Origin of the sequence: uncultured Methanobrevibacter sp. (assembly GCF_902801725.1) — an archaeon.
In the GTDB taxonomy this organism is placed as follows: Archaea; Methanobacteriota; Methanobacteria; order Methanobacteriales; family Methanobacteriaceae; genus Methanocatella.
On the sequence record NZ_CADCJB010000035.1, the window covers coordinates 1 to 17,689 of the forward strand.

The following is a 17,689-nucleotide window of genomic DNA, read 5'->3' on the forward strand; positions in this document are numbered from 1 at the left end:
AATCGAATCCCAATAGCAGTAACATCTGCCAGGATCAAACAGAATTGAACACATAACAGACATAATATAAGTATAAAGTATTATGAAGTACGCTAAAAATATAGACGAGTATTACACTAAACTAGTTTGTAACTAATTCACCACATACTACAAAACCAACATCATACTTGAGAAAATTCAAGTACTCACAAAATGTATAGCTACATGCGGAAAAGCAACCATCATAGTTAAAATTGTTCCATACAATATAACTTAGGTCATCGCCATAAAACACATAGCACATCTAATAGGCAAAGAAATTTTATTAACAAATTCAATTAAAAAATATTGCAAAAAATATTAGAAAATTAAAATAATAATTTAAATCAAATATTAAAAACAAATACTCATGATAAAAGCAGATATTAGTAAAATAAACTTTTTAATAGATTTAATTATAAAATTTTTAAAAACGCCTAAAAAATAAAATAAAAAAAAATAATTTCGTGAAAATAAAAAATAAAAAATAATAATCAGGTTTGGAGGCAATGAAAACCTTGACCCAATGTTCTCATATATAAATGTAACTATTAATTATCTGAAAATCATGTTTTTTTACGAATAACAGAAATAATTCTTGTTAAACTTCTATGCATTTTAATCCCATATTGTTCAACAATTTCGAAACCTACCTCATCAGCCATAGGTTGCAAATCCACATAATGAGGACTTGCCATGCACAGATAAGCATCGTCCCTCATATTATCATAAATCGCCTTGAAAAATTCCTTGAAGATATCATCACCGTCAATATCTCCTGTAGTAGTCGAAATTCCATATGGAGGGTCTGTGACAACTGCCGCCACTTTTTCATACATCTTAAGTTCGCGAACGTCAAGATTGAATGTCCTATAATCTGTAATTCCATAATGTTCAAGATTAATGGCAGTTCCGTTTTTCATTTTCCAGTAAATGTCTGAACCTGCAACTTTGCATCCTATTATTCCAGCCTCAATAAGTATTCCCCCGGTTCCGCAAAACGGATCAAGAACCAAATCACCTGCTGTAACCCTTGATAGATTAACCATGCACCTTGCCAATTTAGGACTCATTGATCCTGGATAGAAAAATGGTCTTTTATGGGGTTTGCTATTTTCAAAATGCTTTTTATTTAATTTGATTTTTTCAATAGCAACGTATACAACATCTCCAAATGCAACAATCCTTACCAGGGATTTCGGTTTTTTAAGGTTTACCTTTATGTCATCACAATTTTCCAATATAAGTGAACCGACCTTCCTTTCAGTTGCTACAGTATCGATATCGGAATGGAATCTTTTTACTCTTACTGCAAATGTCTCATTGATGTAATCCGACCAGTCAACTGATGAAACATCCTCATCCAGTCTGTCAACTGATGATTTCAAGATAATCTCATGAACCTCATGGGTATAACCTAACCTTTTTGTGAGAATCTCATAATAGCTGTCACATTTGTCATCAGATATATCTTTTAAAATGACCAAGCCGTCTGTAACAACACTGAGGTTAGCTTCAATATTTTCACAATCCATTACTGCCTTCAGTTCTGCTATAGGCAGTTCCGGATGTTCCTGAGACTGTATACATAGTAATTCCATTATAATTCACCAAAACAAACAATAATTAAAATAATGCCAGTTATAAAAATAGACTTTCCTATTTTTTGAATTTATCGAAATGCCTTCTTATTACCTTTTCACTAGAGTTATCAGCATTTTCCGAATTATGCTGAGCATTTTTTCCATCATCATTATAATGCATTCCAGAATCATTATCATGATAGTAATTATCATCATATGAATAATCATTCCTTACTTCATCATAATAACTTCCATCATCATATGGTCTGGAAGGTTCTTCATACCTATCTGATTCGAAAGATTTCCTTTCAGCACCATAAAAACTATCATCATAACCTCTAGAAGGCTCTTCACGCCTTAAATCAGCCCTCAAAGGATTCTTCTCAACTGTAATATATTCATCGTTATAAGGTTCATATTCATATTTTTTACGGGAAGTTTCCTCATAGCCAAAGTCGTTGGGATAATATTCATATTCTCTTCTTGGAGGATTGTCCTTTTCACGGCCAATAGGAGTAATCGGTTCAAATTCGTCATAATACTCATCCCTTTCAATATAACTATCATCAGTTTGGAAATTCCTTTCATATGATCTGTCTTCATTCAAATAAGACCTCGGCTCATTATAACCCCTACGGTTGACCATGTTTGAAAAAATAATGTCCTCAATTTCTGAAGGATTTGATATTGCTGACAGTTCCATCTGATTATTGTCATATGCACTGAATATAGAGATTGAACCTACATTAAACATCCTGGCAACAATGCTTTGGGAAGTATTTATATCCTGAATAGATGCATAAGGCATGTAATTTTTCTTAGTGGACAATACGCCGGATTTGATTATAACCCTTGATTGAGTCAGTGTGTATTCCTTGGAATACCATCCAATAAGCTGCCAGATAATATAAACTATAATGATAAGAATGACAACGAAAAATGCAATTGCAGTATATCTTGTTATGGGAAGTTCGATATGAGATATCAAATAGACCTGCATTTCACCAATGAATTTGATTGCCATTGAAGAAAGCATCAGTGCAATAATCAATAAAACAACACCGAAAATAGCCTTTTTACATCCGAAAAGCATATTCGGTTTTGTCTGATAAAGAATTCTCTCATTTCTCAAATCATCATTTTTATCAAATAACATAATATTATAATATTAGAATTTCTTTTAAATAAAGTTTTACAAAAAAAGATTGAAAAAATAAGCCTCAGCTCGCCCATCATTCATCACATATCAGAGCTCATAGGGTTCATCATAGGCTTATTATATATTAAAATTAACCGAACATTACTCCGGCTTCAGTTTTGAACAATTCGTCTTCTTTGGATTTGCTCATTACTTTGTCAATAGCATCCATAAAGTCAGCTACAGTAACCTTATCACGTTTTTCACGAATTGCAAACATTCCTGCTTCAGTACATACTGCCTTTAAGTCAGCACCTGAAAGCTCATCGGTTAAATCGGCGAGAATATCAATATCTGCCTCTTCATCCAATGACATGTTTTTAGTATGGATTTTAAGAATTTCTTTTCTTCCGTCAACGTTTGGAAGAGGAACTTCAATAAACCTGTCGAAACGACCAGGACGCAATAATGCAGGGTCAAGGATATCAGGCCTGTTGGTAGCACCGATAATTCCGATATCACCTCTTGATTCGAAACCGTCAAGTTCTGCGAGTAACTGCATTAAAGTACGTTGAACTTCTCTGTCACCGCTGGTGGAACTTTTAAGTCTTTTAGCCGCAACAGCATCAAGTTCATCAATAAATATGATTGCAGGAGCCTTTTCTTTAGCCAATTCAAATACTTCACGAACGAGTCTTGCTCCTTCTCCTATGTATTTTTTAACAAATTCGGATGCCACTATTTTTATAAATGTAGCATTGGTTTCATTAGCAACAGCCTTTGCAAGCAGTGTTTTACCTGTTCCAGGAGGTCCGTACAACAATATTCCTTTAGGTGGTTCAATACCTACTTTCTCAAACAACTCAGGTTCGGTTAACGGTAACTCGACAGTTTCCTTAACCTCTACAATTTGTTCTTCCAAACCACCGATTTTATCATAAGTAATATCAGGTTTTGTTTCTATTTCCATTCCGGAAACATTTGCATCTTTTTCTGACGGCAATACTTCCACAATACCGAAAGTTTGTTGATTAAGTGCCACTCTTGAACCAGGCACGAGTAATTTTTCATCTAAAAATTTTGAATAATTGACAAGGAAACTTGGCCCTGTGCTACTTTTAACAGTCATTCTGTGATCATCTAAAACTTCAGTAATAGTTGCTAATACAAGTGGAGGAGATCTAAACCTATCAACTTCTGAACGTAAAGATTTAGTTTCCCTTTCTAATCTGATTTTTTCATTTTCAATTAGGACTTTATCCTTTTCCAATTTCCTAACTTTCCACATTAAGTTACTTTTAGCTTTGGACTTTTCTTCTCTTAAATGATTAACTTCGTCTTTTAGAGATTCTACTTGTTCAATCAATTGTTCTTTAGAAGAATTTTCCAAATCATCGAAATTATCCATGTGAATCATCTCCAGTTAGTTATAAATTCATATTTCATTGTTACTTTAATAACAATTAGTAACTTTAAATATTTAAATGTATTCATTTGAACCGATACTAACAATTATTTTATAAGTTATTGATTATATAATATTAATTAACGAAATAAGGAAAACTGATTAATATGGAATGCGAAATTTGTGGTAAAGAAGTACCGGAACATAATCCCATCAGAGCAAAAATTGAAGGATCAGTTATGGTTGTATGTAAAGAGTGCTCAAAACTTGGAAAAATCCAAAAAGCACCTCCAAAACCAAAATTCAGAAAACAAGAAAAATCCAAAAGGCCATCCACAACTAGAAACAAGAGCTATTCTAGAAATGATGAACCTTCTGAAGAATTAATTGAAGATTTTGAAATAACAGTAAGAAAAGCAAGAGAAGCAAAAGACTGGTCCAGAGAAGACCTAGGTAAAAAAATCAATGAAAGAGTTTCAGTCATTTCAAGAATTGAAACAGGAAAAATGACTCCTGATGTTAAGCTTACAAGAAAATTAGAAAAAGCGCTGAACATCAAATTGCTGGAAAAAGTAAACAATGTTGATTTAAATCAGTTCGTAAACAGTTCTTCCGGCGAACGTACATTAGGCAATATAATGAAAATTAAAAGGAAATAGCTATTTTTTAATATAGCTATTCAATTTCTCATTTTTTATATGTCTTCCTTTGCCTTTAATTGTATAATCAATCATCCCATCATTTTTAGCCCTGTGAGAATGATATCCCTGAAAGACATTAGATGATTTTAGCAAAGCTTCCAATTCATCATATCCTTCATATTCATCGCTTACAACAACGACATGCGCAGGAGGATGAATTTTTTTAATTTGCATGATACTTAATGTAGTATCTTCTTTTACAAAAAAAGCAGTAGCCACTTTAGATTTTGTTCTGAGTTTAGAGTTTAGAATATTTTCAACCAATGAATCTGCAAAATCTGCATCGATTACTTTCGGTTTTGTCATCAAATTCAAATTGCCGTGCCTTTCCATATCCGCAATTGCATTGAGCAATTTGGAATTACTCTCCCCTCTAACTAAAATTAATGCCATAATAATCCCTAAAATTAAATAATATAGGTGAATAATCACCTATTTTGGAAAGATTTTAATAATCTACTTCTGAATACAACCAGTAAAATCAGAATTATACCAACAACAGTTTGAATGCTTCCTAAAATATTCAAGATATTTCCGTCAATAGGTAAATCCCACGCCGGAGCTGATCTGTCTCCAGGAAGTGCATTGTAATATACACCGACTGCTTTGGAACCCTGTTTTACGTTTAGGTCCTTAGGTTCAATATGGTCAACACCCATAATCAGACCATTGTTAATAGCTTTGTTAATAGAGTTTGCTATTGCAGAAGCATCATAACCATTTTTAGCAACGGAAGCTTCCACTACCTCAGTCGTGGTTGCTGCCAATCCTGGCTTATCACTACCATAAACCGAAACACTAACTGCATTCGAGCTGACCGTCAGCGCATCACCTAAAGCCTCATATGCATAAATAGTTTTCAGTTCACCGCCACAGACAGGACATTTACCATACGCCTCAGCAGCAGGATATCCCAATGCCCATTCACAATCCATACAAGCTTTGGAATATTCCTCATCCATAGGATAACCAGTCTGATTCATCTCTTGAGGAGTAAACATGTCTTCAGTGGAAATTCCAGAAACTAAATTCACTCCACCACCACCGTATTTTTCACCGGAATCATTAGCTACTTCACCCATAGCCTCTGATAAGATAGTGGTTGCTGGATAACCATCCCTAATCATTTTTCCAATATTCATTGCAGTTTCCTTACGTACTGCATCTGCTGTACCATACAAAGGATTTCCGTTAGTATTTCTCAAGTGAATAATAGCTCCTTTCTGACCAGGCTGTAATGTAGCAACCCCACTGCTGTATGGAGTTACCTTAATATCATTGCTTGCATCATCCACAGTAATAACATAAGCATCAAAGGAACCGCCGACGGCAGCACCAATGCTTGGACCACCTGCAACCAGACGAGCCCCACTATATTGGGAAGCGATAGATGCCGCTGATGCAGCGGAAACATTATTATTCAAGTTAGCAACTGCTTCAATTACAGATTCCAGCCTTGTATCTGAACTACCAGTACCCCCAGACAGTACTGCAAAATGATTGTTTTTAGACATCAAGAATGTTGACTGGAACATGTTTTCAGCAAAAGACATACTTCCTGCAGCAGCCCCATTGGGATCCTTACCAGTAGGGTCTGTGATGACAATAATGTTACATGTAGCCGCTACGCTACTCATTGTCATTAGAAATATAATCAAAAATACAATTGATACCTTAAATTTATCCACCGGTCTCACCTGTTGTAGTAGCTATTGTTTTATTACCCATATCAACAGAAGAAAAGTCCTCAATAACAGTTACAGTAACGACACCAGTATTCTTATCTACTTGAACATCGGCTGCTGTAATCGGTTGCACGGAAGTTCCGGGAACCGTTGACTGGGTTGCTAATTCCTGTGCCGTCTTTATAGCGTCCTGCAGTGAAACTTCCCTGATTGAAGTTTTTAAAACATCACCATAAATAACACTACCATCCCTTAATCCGGATTGCATAACATTAGATCTAATAGTATCCACTGGAACTATATCATTACCTTTAATAATGACTCCTGAAATAGCAATTCCATCATTTACCTCACCAGAGGAAGCAAATGCAACATAAGTGATTAAACGACCACACAAGATTAAAATAAATGCCAATAATAGAATTATTAAAGTGTCTCTTCTAATCTTTATAAACATGTTTATATCCTCTTTTGTATCGAATATTCCATTAAAATAAAACTATTCAATATTATATTAATTTAATATTATATTTAAATTTATATAATGCCTTTTAAAGACTTCTTCAAAAACTTTGCTGATTTGAAATTTATTGATTAAATATGGTTTTAAATCAGGATTCTGCTTAAAAATAATTAAATTAAACAAAAACAGAATTAAAGTTTTCATTATGAAAAATTACTCCAAACAGCATTTTTAAATGTGAAACTATGAATTTTTTGACTTTAATGACTAATTATTCCTTTCAGATTCATTTTGCAAAAAAAGGAATTATTAATCAAGGCATATACATCACATTTTAAAATCAGATTTGATTTCGAAAACAGTGCCCGTTAATGTCCATGTCCTATGATTAAACCAAAAGTAGAAAAAATACTTTTAAATATATTGAAGATAAATTTCATTATTCAATATGCAACAGCTGTATGAAAAATCGTTGCCCATTAAATAATGGAATCTTTTAGAATTGATTCCGCAGGATCCATTCCCTGAGCCCCAATCAATAAAATAATGTCATCATTATCTGCCTTGCGGTAGGTTTCGCTTAAACACTCTTTTAGATTATCATAATGTATAAATTCAATATTGTTCTGATTTAGTGTATTGAAAAACACTTCACGCTCTTCAGTTTCTACATAATTCAAATCATTGACAACATCATTGCTTGAAGATAAAATTAACTCAATATCATCATCCATGGATTCAACAAGCGCATCAACATTCAGCTGATTGATTTCAACACCGCGAGACCCTCTAATGGAACAGACGACAAACAAGGTTTGTCCATCAGGAAGCATTTTTATTGTTTCAGAAATGGTAGCTTTAATTCCATCAGGATTATGGGCAAAATCATCATAAATTAAAGGTTCATCATTAATTTTAGCAAAACGCCTGTTTAAAGCCTTATAAGACTTAACACCATTAATTATCTTATCCATGTTTATGCCAAGGGATATGCATGACCCGATAGCTGACAGAATATTCTGTATAAAATGATTGCTGTTGAACGGCAATTCCTCTTTTGTCAGGATGGCATCTCCCATGTAAACTATTTCACTGCCATTATAATAAACTGCATTTTCCCCATCCAATTCGGACATGGATGTGTAAAACGGATTAACAGCATCCAGTTTCCTAACCAATTCATCATCATAGTTAAGTACACAAATGCCATCTCCTATAGCCTGTGGAACTGCAACTATTTCATCAAATACCTCATCAATTGAGTTCACAAGCCCAATGTGATCCATTGCAATATTTGTTATTACACCCACCTTCGGGTTAACTGCCCTGCTCATTAAAGCGGCATGATTCTTCATCAGTTTTCCAAGCCATCCCTGAACTTCAGATACTTCAATAACCAGATAATCCAATTGGCCATTGCTTTTAACCTCATCAACAATCAATTTGGAAACCATAGGATCAATCAGAGTATTGAATTCTGATTCACTGTCAGTATTTGTCAATACGTGAAATCCAGCAGTATCAAGGATATGATATATTAAATGTGAAGTGGTTGATTTGCCGTTTGTTCCTGTAATCACAACATTTGTTGAAGTTGGAGAAAATTTTTCAATGGCATATGAAAGCGCCAGAGCATTTGCCAGTTCTATCTTTTCGGTAATAATCAGCGGGAAATTTAGCCTGTTGGCCAATTCAATCGCTTTGCCTTTAGGATTTTGAGTTATCAAACAGGCAATGTTCCTGTTAAATGCCATTTCAATACCGCCTTCGTCAATCCAATGGCGTATTACTATATCTCCAGTGTGAGCATCATTTAAAAAAGTAAATTTTCCTGTAAATCCATCAATGGAAAAATATTCATTATTTCCAACAAGTTTTCCTTCAACAGAATCGACCAATTCCTGAATCTCCATTATTATCACCCAAAATAAAAAAAATTAGAATAAGTACATTTTAGCAAGAATACCAATTACACATAAAAGTATTGTAGCACCCCAGTAAGTCAGTATTATCTTTACTTCAGACATGCCGTAATGATTCAATGTATGGTGTAGCGGCTCTACAGGCAGCTTGATAATATGCGCCCTGTGCAATAGGCTGACAACCACTGAAATAATTGGAACACCCAACGCCAAAACTCCAAAATAAGGAATGTCACATACCATAACTGCTGCAGCATAACCTGTTCCCAATACAAATGATCCTGTATCTCCCATAAAGATTGATGCTGGATACTTGTTGAATACCAAAAATCCTAAACATATACCAGATAATATTAAAAATGGAGGGATAATGGTAACCGGTCCAAATAGATATCCATATACGCAGCATGCAATGGATGCAATTCCAACAATACCTGCTGCAAGACCATCCATACCGTCAATCAAATTAACTGAATTGATAGAACCTAAAACAGCAATGATAACAACAGGAATAGCTAATATTCCCAATTCAAATCCGCCCAATGAAGTAATAACTCCAGTCAAACCTAAAAATAAACCCAATACAATCTGACAGATAATCTTTTCTAATTCCCCCGGCTCTGTTTTAATTGGAACTTCACCGATGACTTCAACCTTGCCTTCTTTAAGAAGACCATCAACTTCAGCCTTAGCCTTTGGAGTTGCAACACGAACTTCTTCACCAGGCTTGACATCCAACCTTCCCAATGCAATGACTTCATCGGAAGTATTGACAACGATTTTTTGGATTTCTTTAACCTTGAGGCCGATTAAATCATCAACCATACCTACTATACCGCCTGCAAGCATGATGAATGAAACTATTAAGATAGGAGTATTTTGATAATACAAAGCAATAATTAAAGATATTGTAAATAAAAATGCAATACCGCCCATTGTCGGAGTACCGCTTTTATGTCTATGTTCACTAACTATAGGATTATCAGCAATCCTTGCTTTAAGTAATATCCTTTTAACATACCATGTAAAGAATATTGCAGCACATAATGTTATTAAAAAAAGAATTAACATATCTGTATTATTCATCTTACCACACATACAACTAACTTATAATCAGTAAAATATCTATTGGTAATACTATATAATTATAACTTATAACACAGATTAAGTTAATTTGTCAACCAAATTTTTAAGTTCCTCTTTTGAAGTGGCTCTTGCTGTTACCCTCTGATATCCTTCAGGACCATGTACAACAAAATCATTATCTTCAAAAGATTTTACCGGCTCTTTTGGAGACGGACCAGCATAGTTTCCAATCGGAATTTCAGTTGAATAATAATATCCGAGCTTATCGTAAATATTGGCCAATGAAAACTCGCCGATTGCCATGTTGACCAGTTCGCATAATGAATTTACACCACAGGTTGCTGTTGTCAAATATCTTGTTCCGTTTGGCCTGGTGTTAACTTCTATAGCATACAACTGATTGCTTTGCTTTGAAAACATGAAATCCATTTCAAAAATTCCATCTGAGTCCAGACTTTTAGCTATCTTATAGGCGGTGTGCTGAACCAAATTGTTATCCAATCCTTCAACCATGCACGGACCGGTCTTGACTTTATTAAGAGGATGTGTTCCCTCCAAAGTGGTTTCACCCTTATAGATTGGAGGCAATGCAACATATTCACCGTTGTATCCCAGCACTTCAATTGAAATTTCAGACCCTTCAACAAATTTTTCGCATAATGCCTGACTGAAATCTTCAAAGTAATCTTGCACATCTTCAATTGACCGGGCTACCTTAATATCCTTTCCGCCCTGTCCTTCACCCTGCTTTAAAACAACCGGGAATTCCATATCAAGCTCATCAGGATTATTTAGTATCTGATAATCTGGAGTGGCTACGCCAATATCATTATAAAATTCCTTGGTATTTATCTTATTGGAAGTCAATTCAACTGCCCTTACACCGGCAGCAACAACAGGAATGCCATATTCTTCTTCAAGTTCCTCTTTCATATGTGCAACATCTATCAACGGAGGGTCAATTCCAATTAACGGAACAACCGCATCGACATTTTGCATCAATGCAACCTGCTTTGGACCATCCATTCCACGGGGAACAATAAACACCTGATCGGGCAAATCCAAATTAATTGCATCCTCATTAGATTCCGTAAGAATACTTTCAATTCCTTTGCTTCTGACATACCAATCAAGGTCATCATATAACCTTGAACCAATAAACAATAATTTCATAATATAATCCCTTTTAATGTATCGATAAATTCATAAGCCGCCTTTTCAACATTTTCCGTTAAATTTTCGGAATAGTCCATGGATTCCGGTTCGATTCCAACAAAAATTATTCTAAAATCATTATCCTTTTCCAAATATCTCACAAAGAAGGATAAAGACATGGAATGAGTTGAAATGCCTATGTTTGAAAAATCATATTTGTTTACAATCTCCATATCACCTGGCTGACCATCCATCAGGCATGCATCAACTATAATGATATGAGTCGGATTTTCCTTTCTGAGCTTTCCTGTGAAATTTTCAGGAACTGTTTCGGCATTGATGAACATCAGGTTATTATTTTCAATATTTTCTTCTTTCAGTTTCTTGATAACGAATGGACCTACGCCATCGTCACATTTAAGTTCATTGCCAACGCCCAAAACAATTAATTTGTCGCAGTCTGAAAGAAAATCGCTTAGTTGAGATTTAAAAGACATTTTTTCACCTTAAATATAATCTGTTTCAATACTTTCAATCCCACTTCCCATACTATATTTTAGTTTAACATTTATAAATTCATTGCTTTTTACAAATCGTTCATCCAAGGGAACAAGCAAAGGGGGATTCAGCATTGGAGTCGGACCACATATTATATTATCATTAAGCATTGTGAAAGTGGTGATTTTCAGCCCGTTAACCCAACCGTCACTTTTAGCCTGAATAGATATTTTCTCATCGAAATCGGGATTGATATCATCTAAAAAATTAAATGTTGAGTAAACCTTCATGTCTGAAAGTATATCATATTTTACGCCGTCTTCATCCCAGTGGACATAATCCCTTTCGATATTTGCAAGTTCGACCGTGTTAATGATTCCCTTCGGAATTATCTGCCCGCTATCCTTTAAGAATCTTTTAGCGAAATTGATTACCGGAACCTGTTCCTCATCAATTAAAGCTGTGTCCAGCATTTCACAGACTATCAAATCTGCCTTTCTTGAAAAATCATATTTCAAAACGTCACTGTTGATAACTTCTACATTTGGAAACTCCGACAGGTTTTTCATTGCGCATTTTGCAGCTTTAGAATCAATTTCCAACGCTATGATTTCATCAAAATAAGAACTTAAAAAATATGACATGATGCCGCTGCCGCAGCCCAAATCATAAGCCAACTGAGTATTGCTGTCATACTCGGAAATGGCATTATAAAAACTGGATAATCTCTCCAAATCCTTCAATAAATCGGAATGATATGGAGTGGTTTTAAATTTCATGAAAAAAATAATTAAAATTCAGTGATGATGACTGTGGTCATGTGAGTGTTCAGGATCACTAAATTCTTCTCCGTTTGCAGTGCTTGTAAGTTTTACGTGTTCAACACCCTTAAGCCTCATTATCCTTTCGGTCAAATCGCGAATTTCAGCAATATCCCCATTTACAACTACTATTTCCATACAGTATTTGTCTGTCATATGAATATGCATGCTTGTGTTGATTTCGTTTCTGAAGCTGTGTTGAATTTCTGCAAGGTTTTCCATTACGCCAGTATAATGATGATCGTAAATAATGGTTATGATACCTATCCTTTGACCTTCCATGGAATTCATCCATTGGTATCTAACAATATAATCTTGAAGCGCATCACGAATTCCTTTTGAACGGGACTGATACCCTCTTTCTTTCAATACTTCATCAAAATCTGCCAGCAATTTTTTAGGTAAAGACATACTTATTCTCATCATAAAAAAACACATCAAGTAATAAATTATATAATTAGTTTATAACTTTAAATTATATAAATATTATGATTAAAATGAAAAATAATATTACTCAAATATTATGAAATGTAAAAAAAATATTATTCTACAAGGAGATAATATTCACCATCATCCTTGTTAATGAGTTTTAAGAGGCCTTTATTCTGTAAAGATAAAATAATGTGATACATTCTAAAATTAGACAATTTCAAGTCACCATATAAAAGATGTCCTTCCAAAGTATATTTGGAAATGATATTCTTGTCATCGACTAAATCCTTGATTAAATCATATGATTCCTTCTCTTTCATATTTAATTCCAATTCTTCAACATCCTTTTTGGAATTAACAGTGTTGATGTCTTTTTCATGTTCTGATAAGGAAACCTTGTTGTCTTTGAAGATGACGAGTTCCTTGTCTTCAAGCTCGCCTAAAATCTGTACCAGATCATATTCATGAAAACCCAAATCCTTCCTTAAAACACCTAATGGAATTCCTTCGGGATATTCAATTTTAAAAATCTTAATCTGGTTGAGAACAACTTCCTCATTCTTAGTGATAGTAATCATAAAATCCAATTCTCTTCAGTTGATAATACTCATTATATCAAAACTATTACTTAATAGTTATGAAAAAATGGTTGTGAAAATGAATATTTAAGATAATTGCAATTCATTTTTCAATGCTTGAGCCTCTTGCTTATCCTTTTCGGCAATTTCTTCGGGAGTCAAATCGGAAGGTCTTGTGAAAAACAGGTCAATGTCATTTACGACCTCACAGATTGACATGTGGAACAGCTCTTTTAAAGCCAGGCTTTTTTCAACCCTGTTCATTGAATCATCAGAATATATTCTGTCATGATCTCTTTTATAGTCTTCACGGATTTTTGACGGGTCCAAATCCCTTTCAAGTTGATTTGGATTATATTCTTCAGTCAATACCAAAAAGTTAATCAATTCTTCCTTTTCATCCGCAAAATCATTATTCTCATCGGAAATGACATCATGGAAATACTTATTAACAGACTGGAAAACATCCCTTGATTCGTTGCCGTTAATAATGTTGTCAAAAAACAGACTGAAAGTTTCAGAAATATAATATTTTCCATTTTCTTCTTTAGTCTCAAAAACCAATTCGTTTTCCACATTGACGACATACTGAATTATAACAATATCTTTGCCTTTTTCAAATGATTTGATGTTGAATTTAGAATTTTTAAGTTTGTAATCAGAGTTTATTTTTAATGCCTCTTCGACATTTTCTATATCCTCTTTTGAAATTTCAATAAAATCTTCAGCCATAACTATCAACCTATACTACTCTTTAACATTCAATTATTAAAAAATTTTATGTTAAAGTATATAATTTTTAAAATTATAAAATAGAATCATGAAAGCTGAGGACATCTTAATTGATCTTAAAGAATTATCCAAAAAAGATTACATAACTCGGGAGGAGTTGATGGAAATTCTTAAAAAATATGCCGAAGAGATTTCTGTATATGACTTAATGATGGCTACAGCACACATGAGAAAAGACGGAGAATACATTCATAAGCAATATCGTGAAAAATATCTGAAAATATACATAAAACATTTTATTCTTCGAATGAAGGAAGTGCTGAACAACAGAGACTTCAAAAATAAAAACATAGATAAGGAATCATTTGACGAATCATTTCCACTGCTGAAGAGGACTTTTGAAAAAGAAAGAATATCCGACGATGATAATGGGAAATTTCCGCTGATTTATGTGATAACCTCACTGTATACCACATTCATTCTGGAAGAGCCAATACATCCAGTGGGAAGCGAATTTCCAGGAAACCTGAAAGTGGAAGAGAAAAACGGCAGATTTTTCTGTCCCGTAAAGGACAATCAGAAGGACAACGAAAACGCAATTTGCCATTTATGCTTAGCTGAACAGACCCCCAATATTTAAGGAGATAACTTTTATGAAAATATGCGTATACGGATCGGGAAGCAGAATGATAGATTCAATTTACACAGACAAAGCCTATGAATTGGGAAGTGAAATAGCCAAACGCAGACATACTCTAGTATTTGGTGGAGGAAACTTTGGAATGATGGGCGGCTGTGCAAAAGGAGTCCATGACAACAACGGCAAATCCATTGGAATATCTCCAAAATGGATTAATAATTTTGAATTATTATGCGATGAATGCAGTGAATTTATTTATGTTGACACAATGGATGAACGTAAAAACAAGTTTCTTGAACTTTCCGACGCATTTGTAATAACACCCGGAGGAATAGGGACATTTGATGAATTTTTCGAAATTATAACCCTTAAAAAGCTAAAAAGACATGACAAAAAGATAATCGTATTTAACATAAACGGTTTCTTTGACAAGATAATTGAAATGATGGAGGAAATGCATAGAGAAGGATTCCTCTACAAACATGGGGAAATTTTCAAAACAGCAGGAACTGTTGATGAAATTTTTGAAATCCTCCATCAGAAACCATAATTGAAATTGAATATAAAAACTGAAAACACATTAAAGGACAAAATATCATGGAGAAAATAACAAAAATGGAAAATCCTCCAAGAGAGACACTGAAAAGAATTTTAATTGTGTTTATTGGAAATGTTATAGGAATTTATTTAATTAGTTTTATAGGATTGGGCGTTACAATAGATAGATTTGATGATATCATACTTTTTGTCCTGTTCCTAGGTTTTGTCAATGCGGTCCTATGGCCAATTTTAACAAAAATACTGATGCCATTTCTAGTTTTGACATTCGGAATCGGTACGCTCCTCCTAAATGGACTCTTGCTCCATATTTTTGGACCATTCTTCGGCATAACAGTGAACGGCATTGCAGTCATATTGGCACCGCTTGCCATGGCATTAGTTACAACAATTCTCTCAGCACTGTTAACCATTGAAGACGATGGAACATATTATAGATTCGTACTGAGAGACGCTAAACAGAAAAGGAAAGACAATATTAAAAACTATCCCGGACTGATAATTGTAGAAATTGACGGTCTTGCATATGACGTACTGTGCGAAGCTATCGAAAAGGGATATATGCCTACAATAAAATCAATGATAGATAACGGAACTCACACCCTTAGAAAGTGGGAAACTGACTTATCCTCCCAGACCGGAGCCAGTCAGGCTGGAATACTGCATGGAAATAATGAAAACATAACTGCATTCAGATGGGTTGAAAAAGAAAATGACAATCAGATTATGCAATGTTCTGGAATTACAAAAGTTAAAGTTTTGGAAGAAAGAATATCAAATGGGAACGGACTGCTTGCAGACAATGGGGCAAGCAGGTCAAATATGTTTTCAGGAGATACTGATAATGTAATATTCACATTCAGCAAAATCACCAACCTGCAAAAACTGTATAATCAGGCCTGGTTTTCCGTATTTTCAAAACCAAGCAATTTCGCAAGGATAGTTGTACTGTTCGTTATGGAAATGATATATGAAATCTATTCCCAGATTAAACATAAGGTATTAAATATTAGACCCAGAATTTCAAGAGGAATCACATATATTCCGACAAGAGCAGGAACCAATGTGTTTATGAGAGAAATAAACACAGAAACACTGATTGGAGATATGATGATTGGAGATATCGATGTTGCATACTCCACTTATCTGGGCTATGATGAAATAGCCCATCACTCAGGAGTGAGAGATGATGATGCATGGTATGCGCTTAAAGGAATGGACAAACAGATAAAACGTTTATTTTACGGGAACAAATACTCTCCAAGAGATTATAAATTCGTCATCCAGTCAGACCATGGCCAAACCAATGGAGCCACATTCAAGCAAAGGTACGGACAGTCCTTTGAAGATTTTATCAAATCATTGCTCCCCCAGGACATGACAATGTATGCGAAAATGTCTTCAAATGAAGAACACTACGCCGAAACCTACATGCCCTTTTCAAAGCAAATCGACTACATTAAAAGCAGGAGCAAAAAAGATGAAGAACAGGAATTATCAGATTCTGAAGTCATTGTACTTGCATCAGGAAATCTTGCAATGATCTATCTAACCCAATGGAAGCACAGGTTGACCTATGAAGAAATTAACAACCTATTCCCCGAACTGATTCCTGAAATTGTAAACAACGAATTCATCGGATTCATCCTAGTAAAATCATCCGAAAAAGGGGATTTGGCAATTGGAAAAAATGGAACATATTACCTTGATACCGGAAAAATAGATGGAGAAAATCCCCTTGAAGGGTTTGGAGACAATATTGCTCAACATCTGAAAAGAAGCAGTTCATTTGACCACACACCCGATATTCTTGTTAACAGCTTTTATGACAGCGAAAAAGATGAAATCTGTGCCTTTGAAGAATTGGTCGGAAGCCACGGAGGAGCTGGAGGAAGCCAATCCCAACCGTTTATCCTATATCCTTCAGAGTGGAATATTACAGATGAAAAAATCATAGGTGCGGAAAGCATTTATAATATCTTGAAAGAACAGCTAAAAATTTTAAAAGGAAGTACAGATAATGATAAGTGACGAGGAAGCCTTGAAAATAGCTAAAAAATTTGAAAATGCAAATAATATTGATATTAAAAAAACTATCGAAAAAACATCAGCTGCAGGCTATTTGGGTGAAAAGCATTTTTACTGTACAGTTATTGAAGACGGTGGCATAACCCATACCGTTCCTGAAATACTGGGAAACATGTACAAATCACAACCCCTCGACAATCTCTATTTTGACATAATCTCCAAAGCTCTGGACCTTGACGGAATTTA

Annotated in this window: 19 protein-coding genes; 5 read left to right on the top strand and 14 right to left on the bottom strand. The window is 34.5% G+C overall.

Features of this window, described 5'->3' with window-relative positions; all coding sequences use genetic code 11:
- Positions 1-584: 584 nt before the first annotated feature.
- The 3 genes from QZV68_RS08005 to QZV68_RS08015 form a co-directional block, all read right to left on the bottom strand.
- Entirely contained in the window at positions 585-1,619 is a 1,035-nt protein-coding gene (locus QZV68_RS08005) for a TIGR01177 family methyltransferase (RefSeq protein ID WP_296880297.1), read from the bottom strand.
- 58 nt (positions 1,620-1,677) lie between these two features.
- Positions 1,678-2,757, bottom strand: a complete 1,080-nt coding sequence (locus QZV68_RS08010) for a PH domain-containing protein (RefSeq protein WP_296880299.1) — start codon at positions 2,755-2,757, stop codon at positions 1,678-1,680.
- 133 nt (positions 2,758-2,890) lie between these two features.
- Positions 2,891-4,129, bottom strand: a complete 1,239-nt coding sequence (locus tag QZV68_RS08015) for a proteasome-activating nucleotidase (protein ID WP_296880336.1) — start codon at positions 4,127-4,129, stop codon at positions 2,891-2,893.
- Positions 4,130-4,311: 182 nt separating this feature from the next.
- Between QZV68_RS08015 and QZV68_RS08020 the strand changes: the two genes are divergently transcribed.
- Complete coding sequence (locus tag QZV68_RS08020; protein ID WP_296880301.1) at positions 4,312-4,803, top strand: multiprotein bridging factor aMBF1; 492 nt, start codon at positions 4,312-4,314, stop codon at positions 4,801-4,803.
- Here the strand turns inward: QZV68_RS08020 and QZV68_RS08025 are convergent, their stop codons facing one another.
- From QZV68_RS08025 to QZV68_RS08075, 11 genes are all read right to left on the bottom strand, one after another.
- Complete coding sequence (locus tag QZV68_RS08025; protein ID WP_296880303.1) at positions 4,804-5,238, bottom strand: DUF356 domain-containing protein; 435 nt, start codon at positions 5,236-5,238, stop codon at positions 4,804-4,806.
- Positions 5,239-5,273: 35 nt separating this feature from the next.
- A complete protein-coding gene (locus QZV68_RS08030; protein WP_296880340.1) occupies positions 5,274-6,488 on the bottom strand; it encodes a hypothetical protein in 1,215 nt (404 codons plus the stop codon).
- 37 nt (positions 6,489-6,525) lie between these two features.
- Positions 6,526-6,987, bottom strand: a complete 462-nt coding sequence (locus tag QZV68_RS08035) for a hypothetical protein (protein ID WP_296880305.1) — start codon at positions 6,985-6,987, stop codon at positions 6,526-6,528.
- Positions 6,988-7,472: 485 nt separating this feature from the next.
- Positions 7,473-8,906 (bottom strand): Mur ligase family protein, encoded by a 1,434-nt coding sequence (locus tag QZV68_RS08040; protein ID WP_296880307.1) that lies wholly within the window; start codon positions 8,904-8,906, stop codon positions 7,473-7,475.
- Positions 8,907-8,930: 24 nt separating this feature from the next.
- Positions 8,931-10,013, bottom strand: coding sequence for a glycosyltransferase family 4 protein (locus tag QZV68_RS08045; RefSeq protein WP_296880309.1), 1,083 nt, complete (start codon positions 10,011-10,013; stop codon positions 8,931-8,933).
- Between the two features lie 66 nt (positions 10,014-10,079).
- Positions 10,080-11,174, bottom strand: coding sequence for an acetyl-CoA carboxylase biotin carboxylase subunit family protein (locus QZV68_RS08050; protein WP_296880311.1), 1,095 nt, complete (start codon positions 11,172-11,174; stop codon positions 10,080-10,082).
- On the bottom strand, positions 11,171-11,596 hold the full coding sequence (gene hycI / locus QZV68_RS08055) for a hydrogenase maturation peptidase HycI (protein WP_363137182.1): 426 nt from the start codon (positions 11,594-11,596) through the stop codon (positions 11,171-11,173). The genes QZV68_RS08050 and hycI overlap by 4 nt, the downstream gene beginning before the upstream one ends.
- A gap of 66 nt (positions 11,597-11,662) precedes the next feature.
- Positions 11,663-12,433, bottom strand: a complete 771-nt coding sequence (locus QZV68_RS08060) for a methyltransferase domain-containing protein (RefSeq protein ID WP_296880316.1) — start codon at positions 12,431-12,433, stop codon at positions 11,663-11,665.
- 18 nt (positions 12,434-12,451) lie between these two features.
- Positions 12,452-12,901, bottom strand: coding sequence for a nickel-responsive transcriptional regulator NikR (nikR, locus tag QZV68_RS08065; RefSeq protein ID WP_296880318.1), 450 nt, complete (start codon positions 12,899-12,901; stop codon positions 12,452-12,454).
- Positions 12,902-13,017: 116 nt separating this feature from the next.
- Positions 13,018-13,485, bottom strand: a complete 468-nt coding sequence (locus QZV68_RS08070; protein WP_296880319.1) for a hypothetical protein — start codon at positions 13,483-13,485, stop codon at positions 13,018-13,020.
- A gap of 87 nt (positions 13,486-13,572) precedes the next feature.
- A complete protein-coding gene (locus tag QZV68_RS08075; protein WP_296880321.1) occupies positions 13,573-14,217 on the bottom strand; it encodes a hypothetical protein in 645 nt (214 codons plus the stop codon).
- Positions 14,218-14,305: 88 nt separating this feature from the next.
- On the opposite strand from QZV68_RS08075, the gene QZV68_RS08080 reads away from it, so the two are divergent.
- From QZV68_RS08080 to QZV68_RS08095, 4 genes are all read left to right on the top strand, one after another.
- Positions 14,306-14,857 (top strand): DUF2115 domain-containing protein, encoded by a 552-nt coding sequence (locus QZV68_RS08080; protein ID WP_296880323.1) that lies wholly within the window; start codon positions 14,306-14,308, stop codon positions 14,855-14,857.
- Positions 14,858-14,870: 13 nt separating this feature from the next.
- Positions 14,871-15,407 carry a TIGR00730 family Rossman fold protein gene (locus QZV68_RS08085; protein ID WP_296880325.1) on the top strand — a complete coding sequence of 179 codons (537 nt, stop codon included), beginning with the start codon at positions 14,871-14,873 and terminating at the stop codon, positions 15,405-15,407.
- 47 nt (positions 15,408-15,454) lie between these two features.
- Complete coding sequence (locus tag QZV68_RS08090) at positions 15,455-17,446, top strand: phage holin family protein (protein ID WP_296880330.1); 1,992 nt, start codon at positions 15,455-15,457, stop codon at positions 17,444-17,446.
- Positions 17,436-17,689, top strand: a 254-nt coding sequence (locus tag QZV68_RS08095; protein WP_296880332.1) for a hypothetical protein, incomplete at its 3' end; no start/stop codon positions are given. The genes QZV68_RS08090 and QZV68_RS08095, both read left to right, overlap by 11 nt.